Source organism: Bradyrhizobium genosp. SA-3 (genome assembly GCF_004212635.1).
Taxonomy (GTDB): Bacteria; Pseudomonadota; Alphaproteobacteria; order Rhizobiales; family Xanthobacteraceae; genus Bradyrhizobium.
This window is the reverse complement of the sequence record NZ_PSRT01000021.1, coordinates 65090-75314: the sequence shown is the minus strand read 5'-3', so window position 1 is coordinate 75314 and position 10225 is coordinate 65090. Positions and strand designations below refer to the sequence as shown.

Sequence of the window (10225 nt, the reverse complement as noted above, 5' to 3'; positions counted from 1 at the left end):
CGGCAGGACGTCGCGGATCGTGGCCCACAGCGCGGCCGATGCGCCGTCTTCGATCAGGGTCGCGGTTCCGAACGGCGCCAGCAATTCGCGCAGCGAGCCGGCGCGGTGCGCGGCTGACGCCGTGATGCCTTCGAGCCGCAGCACGGTAAGTGCCTCGTCCTGGCCCGCGATGTCGCCGAGCCCATCGGTCTTGGCGCGAAAGGCCGATTTCGGCAGATGCGCAGCTCCGGAAACGTCGAAGGGCGAGCCGAGCGCCGCCGTCATCGCCTTGTTGGCGCGGGCATCGTCGAGCCCGCGGAGCAGCAGCGTCCGCTCGGCCTCGGGCTTGGGCATCACCTTGAGCGTGACCTCGGTCATCACCGCCAGTGTGCCCCAGGAGCCGGCGAGAAGCTTGCACAGGTCGTAGCCGGTGACGTTCTTCACCACCTTGCCGCCGGTCTTGAAGCTGTCGCCGAAGCCGGAGACGGCGTGCGCCCCGAGCAGGTGATCGCGCGCCCCGCCCGCCCTGATCCGCCGCGGACCGGCGAGCCCGGCGGCGATCATGCCGCCGATGGTTCCGAGCGCCGGCGTGCCGAGCAGCGGCGCCGTGTTCATCGGCTCGAAGGCGAATTGCTGGTTTTTGGCATCGATCAGCGACAGCACGTCGGCCAGCGGCGCGCCGGCCTGGAGCGTGACGATCAGCTCGTTAGGCTCGTAGGAGGTGACCGCATTGAGCGCGGAGATGTCGAGCACGGCATTGGTCGCCATCGCATGGCCGATACCGCGCTTGGAGCCATGACCAATGATCTCGAGCGGCTGTTCGTTGGCGATCGCCGCGCGCACCACCTCTTCGACGTCTTTGCCGTCTCTGACCTTGAGCGTATCCACGAGAAGAGGCCGTAACGAAATTCGCGCCGGAAATCAAATCTGTCAGACACTGCGCTTCGCCCGGGCCGGCAATCTCTGGTGCAACGCGAAAGAGCGGTAGCAAGGCGCTCCCTTTGGTGGGCAAGCCTTCCGCTGCTTGTCGTCAACTGGCGCATCTGACCGAAGCAGCCGCGCCGGGCGAAGCGAGCAAGAACCGTAAGGCGACGCAATCTCTCGGCGCCTGCAACCAGACTCCGCGCTCTGCATCGATCGTCGGGATCACCGGCACTGCTTCGGCGGATCGGCGCGACGCGCACATCGGGCATTTGCTGGACCTGCGACAATAGATTGATGAACAGGCGTTCATGGAACGGCGCAGTTTCCAACCCGTTGATCACGGTGCTTCCTTCAGAAGGAGGAATGAAGATGAAGAGGATAATTGTTGCACTTTCTGCCATCGCCCTCATCGGCACTGCGCCGGCCGTCTTTGCCCAAGGCGTATCAAGCAAGACGCCGGGCCAAGAGATGCAGACCAAGGGCTCCAAGGCAGGCCATCCGGGAGCATCCGGGTACACTCCGGGACATAAGAAGCACGCCATGGGTTCTAAGAAAGGTCACCCCGGCGCTTCTGGCTACGCTCCCGGCCAAACCACTGGCGCGAGCACGAAGTCTGGTGGCGCGAACACGAAGTCTGGCTACTGACGGTCGTCTCGCAATTGCCAATAGGCCAATGACAAGAGCCGCCGCGGTCTCAACCCGGCGGCTCTTCGTGTGAGCGATCCCGGTCGCTCAGAACCGGGGAATATCCGGAAACGCGAGCTTACCTGCATGCACATGCATGCGGCCGAGCTCGGCGCAGCGGTGCAGGGTCGGAAACACCTTTCCGGGATTGAGCAGGCCCTGCGCGTCGAAGGCACATTTCAACCGCTGCTGCTGGTTCAGGTCGATCTCACTGAACATGTCCGGCATGAGGTCGCGCTTCTCGATGCCGACGCCGTGCTCGCCGGTGAGCACGCCGCCGAATTCGACGCAGGCGCGCAGGATGTCGGCACCAAAAGCCTCCGCACGCTCGATCTCGCCGGGCTTGTTGGCGTCGTAGAGGATCAGCGGGTGCAGATTGCCGTCGCCGGCATGGAACACGTTGGCACAGCCGAGCTGGTATTTTTCCGAGAGATCGCGGATGCGCGCCAGCGCTTTCGGCAGCGCGCCGCGGGGAATCGTGCCATCCATGCAGAGATAATCGGGCGAGATGCGCCCGACCGCAGGGAACGCTGCCTTGCGGCCCGCCCAGAACAGATTGCGCTCGGCCTCCGAGGTCGAGATCTGGCAGGTGGTCGAGCCGCAGCCATTCGCGATCGCCTCGACGCGCGTGATCAGCTCGTCGACCTCGATCTTGGGACCGTCGAGCTCGATGATCAGCAGCGCCTCGACATCGAGCGGATAGCCGGCATGGACGAAGGCCTCGGCGGCGTGGATCGCGGGCTTGTCCATCATCTCCATGCCCCCGGGAATGATGCCGGCGCCGATGATGCGCGCCACGCATTCGCCGGCGGCCTCGACCTCTGCGAATCCGACCATCAGCGCGCGCGCGGTCTCCGGCTTTTGCAGGATGCGCACCGTGATCTCGGTGATGACCCCGAGCAGGCCTTCGGAACCGGTGATGACGCCCATCAGATCGTAGCCGGGGTTCTCCGCCGACTTGCCGCCGATGCGCAGGATCTCGCCGCTCATCAGCACGATCTCGCAACCGAGCACGTTGTTGGTGGTCATGCCGTATTTCAGGCAATGCACGCCGCCGGAATTTTCCGCGACATTGCCGCCGATCGAGCAGGCGATCTGCGAGGACGGGTCTGGCGCGTAATAGAAGCCGGCATGTGCCACCGCCTGACTGATGGCAAGGTTGGTGACGCCGGGCTCGGTCACGACGACGCGATTGTCGAAATCGATCTCGCGGATGCGCTTGAACTTGCCGAGCCCGAGCAGCACGCCGTCCTCGAGCGGCAGCGCGCCCCCGGACAGCGAGGTACCGGACCCGCGGGGCACGACTTTGATGCCCTGCTCTGCACAATATTTCAGGACCAGCGAGACCTGCTCGGTGGTGTCAGGCAGCACCACGACCATCGGCGGCTGCCGATAGGCCGTCAATCCGTCGGATTCATAGGCTCGCATCTCGGCAGCGCTGTCGATCACGCCTTCGCCGGCGACGATTGCGCGCAGTGCGGCAACGATGTCCGCGCGGCGCGCGAGCACGGCCTGGTCGCTCGCAGGCATCATGATGGCCATATCAAATCCTTCATGGCATATCCTTCCGGCTCACGCCGCACGATCCAATTTGTCGCGGTAAATCAACCACGTCCGGGGGTGTTTGGGTAGGCCATCCGAAAGTCGGATCCGCAATCGCCAGCGAGTTCGCTCTGGGACAAGTAGGAAATCGTGAAACCTGTCATGGTCTGGCGGCTTGTCCAAGCCGGGCAGGCCTGCCAAAACCGGCAGGTCCGACGATTGCCGCTCAGGCAAGGGACTGACTAGACCCACCAGGGAAGAGACGAAGAGCACCCGATGACAAAACTGACTTTTGGCGCACTGACGATCCTCACCGTGATTGCCACCGCACCCGCCGCGATGGCGCAGGATGTCACGGCCGGCAAGACATCGTTCAACAAATGCCTGGCCTGCCACGCCATCGGCGAAGGCGCCAAGAACAAGGTCGGCCCCGAGCTCAACGGCCTCAACGGCCGCAAGTCGGGCACCGCTCCCGACTACAACTACTCGGATGCGAACAAGAATTCCGGCATCACCTGGGACGAGGCGACGTTCAAGGAATACATCAAGGATCCCAAAGCCAAGATCCCCGGCACCAAGATGGCGTTCGCCGGCGTCAAGAACGAGACCGAGATCAACAATCTCTGGGCCTATGTCTCGCAGTTCGACAAGGACGGGAAGATCAAGCAGTAGGCGCGGAAAAGGCGCCCGCTAGAGCTTCGGTTCGGATTGAATCAGAACCGAAGCTCTAGCTTCTTGTTTTGACGCGTTTTCTTCACGCGAACCGGTATCCACTTCGCTCGAAACGCTTTAATCGGCGGCCGCCTGCGCCGGGACGATTTTGCCGATCATCGTCTCGATCTCCGCCTTGACGACATCCGGTATGGCGTTCTGCACCATGTGGCCGAGATCCGGCAGCACGATCAGCTTCGCATTCGGCACGATCGCGGCAAAGGAGCGCGCATGGATGCCGGTCGACACGGTCTTGTCGGGCTCGCCGGCGATGATCGTGACCGGCGCCCTGATCTCGCCATAACGCGCGACTTGCGCAGCCACCGCTTCCTTCAGCGTCACCAGATCATAGGCATTGGCGATGAACTCGCGCGGACGCAACAGCAGCGGCGTCGCGGAGTCCTTGACGAAGCCGTCCGGCATGACTTGCGGCAGGAAGACGTTGCGCGCACCGGATTCAGTAAGGACATAGCCGAGCGGCAGCGTGATCGTGTAGGCGAGCAGCGGACCGATCACAGGCGTTGCGATGATCTCGTTGTAGCGGCCGACGCCGCCGCGCCAGGGATGAGTGACGGGCGCGAGCATCACGAGGCCAGCGACGCGGTGCGGGTGATCGAGCGCGATCCGCGCGCCGAGGGCGCCGCTCCAGGAATGCACCACGAAGACCGCGCGGTCGATCCCGAGCTTCTGAAGCGCATCATCGATCATCCGCGCCTGGATCTGCGGCGTCGAATCCTGCCGCCGCACGCGCGTGCTCCAGCCATGGCCGGGACGGTCGATCAGAATGACGCGATGCTCCCTGGCGAGGAGATCGCCGAGCGGCCGCCGCATTGCTTCGAGATTGGAGCTCGCGCCATGCAGCATCACGATCGGCAGGCCAGCGTTGCGCGGGCCGAGATCGACGACGTGGAGCGCCGCGCCGTCGACCTCGATCATCCGGCCCTGCGGCGGAAAGGCGCGCTGCACGACGAGGATTCCGGCTTGGGTGGCCAGCGCCAGCAGAACCAGCACCGTCACGACTGACATCACGATCATCGAGAGAATCCGGGCGGTCCTGGGCACAGGGCAGTTACGGGTCTTGGCACACGGCAGTTTCGCTCAGCCGGCATCGAGGCTTCCACCGGAAACAGCGGGGTTGTGGATATGTGCACAATTTGGGGAACGTAAAAACCCAATGGAATCAACAATATTCTTTGGCGACACGCAAGCCTCGGACCAGCTTCATGCAGTCGTCATCGCGGTTTCCATATAATCGCCATGGTCGGTTCGGCCATCTAGGCGCGGGTGGGCGCCGATCCTCCTCGCAGCCTCGGGGATGCGGGAAAGACCGGCAGGATTTTTTCCTGGTTTGAACCGGAGGATTTTCGATGAGCTTCAGATCGAACGACACTGCGATCGACGAGATCGTCGCGAGCTGCAGCGGCGACCTGCGCGGTGCCGTGCGGGCGCTGCTCCTGATCAACGAGCATCTCGAAGCGGAGCTTGCAAAGGCTTACGCCGCGGCCGCCGATCGCGGCCTGACCGAGCGCGGCGGCAACGTCCTGCACTAGGTATCCTGCACGAGGTGCAAGCGACTTAGTTCGACCCGTCCTCGCCCTTCTCCTCGTCGGGCGTGACCGCGGGACAGGCGCGGATCGTCGAACGGGCAAGCTTGGCGTCGGCTTTGGATTTGTAGGGGCCGTCACCGAACCAGATATCGCCGATGATCACGGGATTGCTGGTCACGATATCGCATTTGCCGGTGGCGCGGTTGCCGACCACCCAGAACAATCCGTCGGCGTGGCTCACCGTCCCGGACGCGAGCAGCAAGCTACCCGCAAAGATCAAACGCTTCATGGCTTCTGCTCCTGCCATGCAGGTAGGTCTGCGGCAGTCCCGGCAATAGCCCTCGCGACGCGACGCCTGCGATCGTGGTTAATCCGCGCTGGCCGCGATCGCTCAAGAAATGATCGAGTTGAGCCTTATTATTGCTTGAGCACGATCTCTTCGGAAAACCGCTGCACACTTTTCCGGATCGTGCTCTAGATGTCGCGGCCTTCGACCTTCTCGGTCAACGCCTTGACCTGGTCGGGGATCTTCTCGAGGTGCGGATTGACGGCGAGCGCCTTGCGGTAGGCTTCCAGCGCGCGCTTCTCGTTGCCGACCTCCTGCATGATCATGCCGAGCCCTGCGAGCGCACCGAAATGGCGCGGCTCCCGGATCAGCACTTGCTGGATGTCGGCGAGCGAACGGCCATAGTCGTTCTGCATGTAATAGAGCGTCGCGCGCCGGTTCCAGGCCTCGATATAGTCGGGCCTGAGCTTGATGATCGAATCCAGCAGCTTGATTGCGACATCGATCTTCTGCGCGTCGACCGCGGTCTTGGCGCGCGACATCAACAGTGCCGCGGTGTCGCTCGGGGTCTGGAGCCAGATCGCCCAGATCCGCGCCTCGACATGCTTGGCGCTGGTCTCGTCGGGCGCTGCCTTCAGCGCGCCGAACAGGAAATCGAGATTCTTGGTGCGGTCGACCTTGGGCAGCTTGGCCGGCGCTTCCGGCAGCTTCTTCTGCTTGCCGGGCGGAGGCGGCGGCTCAATCTGCTGCGCCAGCACCGGGGCGAAGCCGGCGGTCCCCAGGACGAGGGCCAGACACAGGGTGGGCGCGCAAAGGAATCTCAGTGCCATGGGCAAAGTCTAAACGCGCAAAGCCGCCCTTGCAAAGCAGGGCGGCGTCAAACTCGTGTGAGACCGTGGTCTTGCGGAGCGCGAAGGCGTCCGGCAGGGCGAGATCAGCCCTGACGCGCCTTGAAGCGGCGCTGCACCTTGTTGATCACATAGACCCGGCCCTTGCGGCGGACCAGGCGGTTGGCGCGATGGCGACCGCGCAGCGACTTCAGCGAGTTACGGACCTTCATGGCAGAATCCTGAACGTTCGAAAGGCCGTGTTCGGCACTACCGTTTCGGCACGCGCGAATGTGGCAAAATGAGATTTTTCCCGCTGGCGGACCGACCGCCCGGGACGGGGCGGTTCTTAAGGCATCGCGGGAGGGGATGTCAATGTTAACTGCCCGGTTCCGAACCAGCAAAATTTGCGAAAACAACCCCATGCACAGTAGAAACGGCCGGATCGGCCGGATCGGCCCGATCTGCCAAGCCAATAACCTTCGGCAGCGCCTTGCCAAATTCGTTATATGATATAATCAATTTGGCAACCCGTCGGGAGGAAACCAATGCCAAAGCTGAAGCTGCCCAACATCGACGATGTCGTCGCCATCGACATTCACACCCATGCCGAGGAGCCCTGCGGCTGCCATGCCGACGACGGCTATGACGATTTCCAGGCGCAGATGGCGGAGTATTTCAAGTCGCCCAACAAGCATCCGCCAACGGTGCCGGAGACCGCGGCGTACTACCGCTCCAAGAACATCGCCGCCGTGATCTTCCCGGTCGACGCCGAGCGCGAGACCGGCTTCCGCCGCTACAACAATTACGAGATGCTGGAGGTCGCCTCCGACCATCTCGACGTCCTCATCCCCTTCGTCTCGATCGACCCGCACAAGGGCAAGCTGGGCGCCCGCGAGGCGCGCAAGCTGATCGAGGAATACGGGGTGCGCGGCTTCAAATTCCACCCGACCATGCAGGGCTTCTACGCCAACGACCGCATGGCCTATCCGCTCTATGAAGAGATCAACAATGGCGGCGCGATCGCGCTGTTCCACACCGGCCAGACCGGCGTCGGCTCCGGCATGCCCGGCGGCATGGGCATGCGGCTGAAATATTCCAACCCGATGTACATGGACGACGTCGCGGCCGATTTCCCCGACCTCAAGATCATCCTCGCCCACCCCTCCTTCCCCTGGCAGGAGGAGGCACTGTCGGTCGCGACCCACAAGCCGAACGTCTATATCGACCTCTCCGGCTGGTCGCCGAAATATTTCCCGCCGATCCTGGTGCGCTACATCAACTCGATCCTCCAGGACAAGATGCTGTTCGGCTCCGACTGGCCGGTGATCACGCCGGACCGCTGGCTGTCGGATTTTGCCAAGATCGACATTCGCGACGAGATCCGGCCGAAGGTGCTGAAGGCCAACGCGCGCAAGCTGTTGGGAATCTAGGCGCTCACCCATCGCCCGTAGCGCATCGAGGGCTTCGATCCCGGTGACCGAAGCCCTCACGCTCAGACGCTCGAGGCCTCAGACTTGCGCGAGGCCTCCATCGACGAAAACCTCGCCGCCGGTCATGAAGCTGCTGTCCGCGGACGCCAGGAACGCGGCCACCGCGCCCGTCTCGGTCGGGTCTCCGACGCGCCCGAGTGGCGTCGTGCTTCCGAGCGCATTGAACGCTTCCTCGCCGACGACCTCCAGCGCCAGCTCCGTCTTGGTCGGCCCCGGCGACAGCACATTGACGCGGATGCCCGTGCCGCGCAGGTCCAGGGCCCAGTTGCGTGCCAAATTGCGGATCGCGGCTTTGGTCGCGCTGGAGACGCTGAACTGTGGCGTCCCCATCACGCCCGTGCTCGAACCGGTCAGGATGATCGACGCCCCCGCCGTCATCAGCGGCAGGGCCTTCTGCACCGTGAGACGCAGCGAGGACGTCCGCCGACTGTCTAGCTTGCGCTGCTCTTCGTCCGAGGTCTGCTCCGCCCCTGATGCAGCGCGTTGGCGCAACCCGCCCTGAGTCCGGCTTGGGCCATTTCTGGACATTCGGAACTAGCCATAAAGCAGACGTTGGTGCGAGTTCAGGATCACTCCTCGCCAGCGTGCCTTCGAGGAACGGCGTTCATGATGGCCTCTGCCAGTTCTTCGAGGACGGAGGTATCGCCGTTCGATGCGGCAAATAGCCTGAACTCCGCTTCTGGTAACTCTGGCAGACCGTAGCTTTTGGGTACCCTGACCAGGCCGTTTCTCAGTTGACTGGCGATCATCGGCGCTACAGCAAAGCCTGAGATGGCAGCCGCCCTCAGGCTGGCGTTGCTGGCGCAGATCATCACCGTGCGCTGGCTGATCCCGGCCTTGGCAAGCCGTTCAAGAGCAACTTCCCTGTAGGGGCAAGGCTCCGGTAACACGGCCAACGGCAGCGGGTCCGGAAGATCCATGCCGGTATGATCCGCCCATGCCCAGACAAGAGGCTCGCGCCACAGGAGGCGCCCCATCTCCTCACCCTCACACTGTGATCCGAGCACCAGTTCGATGTTGCCCTCGTTCATCTTCGAGAGGAGCGCACCCGGAATCCCGACTTGCACCTCGACCTGCAATCCAGGGCGATCAGCGCCGAATGCCTGCAAGGCGCGAAGGATGGGGACCTGTGCGAAGTCTTCCGAGAGGCCGACGCGAACCCTGCCATGAAAGGGTGCCTGCGCCAGATCGGCCAAAGCATCCCGGTTAAGGGCGAGCATCGCCCGGGCATAGGCGAGCAAGCGCTCGCCATCGGATGTCATCTCCAGCGAGCGCGTCGTCCTGTTGAGTAACGGCTTTCCGACCTTCTCCTCGAGACGGCGCAGGTGCCCACTGACGGCCGACTGCGTAAGGTTCAGTCGCGCTGCTGCCCGACTGAAGCCGCCTTCGTCGAACACGGCGACGAACGTCCTGAGCAGGACCAATTCCAACATATATTCTGATCCATGCTGAATGCTGTCGATAATCTCAATTTCTATATCGAATTAAAATATGAGGCAATGCGGTCCATCACAATGAACAAGGATGGATCCATGACCAAGCTACTGCATATCGTTTCCTCGCCCCGCAAAGAGCGTTCCGCCTCGCGTGAGGTCGCCGAGGCCTTTGTTCAAAGCTATCGTGCTCGGCGACCCGACTTGGAGATTTCAACGCTCGACCTATGGGATGTCGACCTCCCCGAATTCGGTGAGGACGCGATGTTGGCCAAATATGCGGGGCTCAGCGGCACGCCGCTTACCCCTTCTCAACAGCAGGCATGGGCCACATTGCAAGAATTGGCGCAACAACTGCACTGGGCGGATATTCTCCTGCTGTCGACGCCCCTCTGGAATTTCAGTATTCCCTACAAGCTCAAGCACTTCATCGACCTGGTATCGCAGAAGGACATCCTTTTCTCGTTCGATCCTGAACACGGGTTCGGAGGACTGCTCCGGGATAAGATCGCGGTGGTCGTCCATGCGCGAGGTCTCGACTATGCGGCGCAATCCATCACTCCGGCGCAGCGCTTCGACTTTCAAAAACCCTATATAAAAGCGTGGTTGCGCTTCATCGGTATCGAAGATGTCCGCAGTCTAATCATTCAGAAGACCCTCTTTGGCCCCGATATTGACCATGCGGCTCGCCAGGATGCACGGGAGGCTGCGTCACGGCTGGCGGAAGACCTGCTGTCGCGGACAACAGAGGCGGTTGCATGATTATGAAGCGCTTGCTGCGGACAGGTGCGTTGATAAC

At 62.6% G+C, this 10225-nt stretch carries 13 protein-coding genes and 1 pseudogene; 6 read left to right on the top strand and 8 right to left on the bottom strand.

From position 1 onward, the window contains the following. On the bottom strand, window positions 1-867 hold an 867-nt coding region (locus CWO91_RS09720; protein WP_130213267.1), incomplete at its 3' end, for an FAD-binding protein. 116 nt (window positions 868-983) lie between these two features. On the opposite strand from CWO91_RS09720, the gene CWO91_RS09715 reads away from it, so the two are divergent. Together CWO91_RS09715 and CWO91_RS09710 are read left to right on the top strand one after the other, a co-directional pair. Beyond that, window positions 984-1193, top strand: coding sequence for a hypothetical protein (locus tag CWO91_RS09715; RefSeq protein ID WP_130213266.1), 210 nt, complete (start codon window positions 984-986; stop codon window positions 1191-1193). A 4-nt stretch (window positions 1194-1197) separates the two neighbouring features. Continuing rightward, complete coding sequence (locus CWO91_RS09710; RefSeq protein WP_245471188.1) at window positions 1198-1548, top strand: hypothetical protein; 351 nt, start codon at window positions 1198-1200, stop codon at window positions 1546-1548. An 87-nt stretch (window positions 1549-1635) separates the two neighbouring features. Here the strand turns inward: CWO91_RS09710 and CWO91_RS09705 are convergent, their stop codons facing one another. Next, window positions 1636-3129, bottom strand: coding sequence for an FAD-linked oxidase C-terminal domain-containing protein (locus CWO91_RS09705; RefSeq protein WP_130213265.1), 1494 nt, complete (start codon window positions 3127-3129; stop codon window positions 1636-1638). Window positions 3130-3405: 276 nt separating this feature from the next. Here CWO91_RS09705 and cycA point away from each other — a divergent pair, with 276 nt between their 5' ends. After that, window positions 3406-3801 carry a cytochrome c-550 CycA gene (gene cycA, locus CWO91_RS09700; RefSeq protein WP_130213264.1) on the top strand — a complete coding sequence of 132 codons (396 nt, stop codon included), beginning with the start codon at window positions 3406-3408 and terminating at the stop codon, window positions 3799-3801. Between the two features lie 117 nt (window positions 3802-3918). Here the strand turns inward: cycA and CWO91_RS09695 are convergent, their stop codons facing one another. Then, complete coding sequence (locus CWO91_RS09695; protein ID WP_165405330.1) at window positions 3919-4875, bottom strand: alpha/beta fold hydrolase; 957 nt, start codon at window positions 4873-4875, stop codon at window positions 3919-3921. A gap of 332 nt (window positions 4876-5207) precedes the next feature. Between CWO91_RS09695 and CWO91_RS09690 the strand changes: the two genes are divergently transcribed. Further along, the gene (locus CWO91_RS09690) at window positions 5208-5390 is read left to right on the top strand and encodes a hypothetical protein (protein WP_130213262.1); all 183 of its coding nucleotides are present in this window, start codon (window positions 5208-5210) and stop codon (window positions 5388-5390) included. Window positions 5391-5415: 25 nt separating this feature from the next. On the opposite strand, the gene CWO91_RS09685 is transcribed toward CWO91_RS09690, so the two are convergent. From CWO91_RS09685 to ykgO, 3 genes are all read right to left on the bottom strand, one after another. After that, window positions 5416-5676 (bottom strand): hypothetical protein, encoded by a 261-nt coding sequence (locus CWO91_RS09685; RefSeq protein ID WP_130213261.1) that lies wholly within the window; start codon window positions 5674-5676, stop codon window positions 5416-5418. Between the two features lie 185 nt (window positions 5677-5861). Beyond that, complete coding sequence (locus CWO91_RS09680) at window positions 5862-6503, bottom strand: tetratricopeptide repeat protein (protein WP_130213260.1); 642 nt, start codon at window positions 6501-6503, stop codon at window positions 5862-5864. A gap of 104 nt (window positions 6504-6607) precedes the next feature. Then, window positions 6608-6733, bottom strand: a complete 126-nt coding sequence (gene ykgO, locus CWO91_RS09675) for a type B 50S ribosomal protein L36 (protein ID WP_006611362.1) — start codon at window positions 6731-6733, stop codon at window positions 6608-6610. Between the two features lie 315 nt (window positions 6734-7048). Between ykgO and CWO91_RS09670 the strand changes: the two genes are divergently transcribed. After that, window positions 7049-7933, top strand: a complete 885-nt coding sequence (locus CWO91_RS09670; protein ID WP_011090280.1) for a 4-hydroxyphenyl-beta-ketoacyl-CoA hydrolase — start codon at window positions 7049-7051, stop codon at window positions 7931-7933. Between the two features lie 78 nt (window positions 7934-8011). On the opposite strand, the pseudogene CWO91_RS09665 reads toward CWO91_RS09670, so the two are convergent. Both CWO91_RS09665 and CWO91_RS09660 read right to left on the bottom strand, forming a co-directional pair. Beyond that, window positions 8012-8404: pseudogene (locus CWO91_RS09665) on the bottom strand (SDR family oxidoreductase); the annotation flags it as partial. A 158-nt stretch (window positions 8405-8562) separates the two neighbouring features. Next, entirely contained in the window at window positions 8563-9426 is an 864-nt protein-coding gene (locus CWO91_RS09660; protein WP_130213259.1) for a LysR family transcriptional regulator, read from the bottom strand. Window positions 9427-9525: 99 nt separating this feature from the next. Here CWO91_RS09660 and CWO91_RS09655 point away from each other — a divergent pair, with 99 nt between their 5' ends. Next, entirely contained in the window at window positions 9526-10188 is a 663-nt protein-coding gene (locus CWO91_RS09655) for an FMN-dependent NADH-azoreductase (RefSeq protein WP_130213258.1), read from the top strand. Window positions 10189-10225: the final 37 nt, after the last annotated feature.

Excerpts from the sequence above, each read along its gene's own strand:
- CWO91_RS09710 (WP_245471188.1), top strand. The coding sequence starts at position 1,198 with ATGAACAGGCGTTCATGGAACGGCGCAGTTTCCAACCCGTTGATCACG.
- CWO91_RS09705 (WP_130213265.1), bottom strand. The coding sequence starts at position 3,129 with ATGGCCATCATGATGCCTGCGAGCGACCAGGCCGTGCTCGCGCGCCGC.
- cycA (WP_130213264.1), top strand. The coding sequence starts at position 3,406 with ATGACAAAACTGACTTTTGGCGCACTGACGATCCTCACCGTGATTGCC.
- CWO91_RS09695 (WP_165405330.1), bottom strand. The coding sequence starts at position 4,875 with ATGATCGTGATGTCAGTCGTGACGGTGCTGGTTCTGCTGGCGCTGGCC.
- CWO91_RS09690 (WP_130213262.1), top strand. The coding sequence starts at position 5,208 with ATGAGCTTCAGATCGAACGACACTGCGATCGACGAGATCGTCGCGAGC.
- CWO91_RS09685 (WP_130213261.1), bottom strand. The coding sequence starts at position 5,676 with ATGAAGCGTTTGATCTTTGCGGGTAGCTTGCTGCTCGCGTCCGGGACG.
- CWO91_RS09680 (WP_130213260.1), bottom strand. The coding sequence starts at position 6,503 with ATGGCACTGAGATTCCTTTGCGCGCCCACCCTGTGTCTGGCCCTCGTC.
- ykgO (WP_006611362.1), bottom strand. The coding sequence starts at position 6,733 with ATGAAGGTCCGTAACTCGCTGAAGTCGCTGCGCGGTCGCCATCGCGCC.
- CWO91_RS09670 (WP_011090280.1), top strand. The coding sequence starts at position 7,049 with ATGCCAAAGCTGAAGCTGCCCAACATCGACGATGTCGTCGCCATCGAC.
- CWO91_RS09660 (WP_130213259.1), bottom strand. The coding sequence starts at position 9,426 with ATGTTGGAATTGGTCCTGCTCAGGACGTTCGTCGCCGTGTTCGACGAA.
- CWO91_RS09655 (WP_130213258.1), top strand. The coding sequence starts at position 9,526 with ATGACCAAGCTACTGCATATCGTTTCCTCGCCCCGCAAAGAGCGTTCC.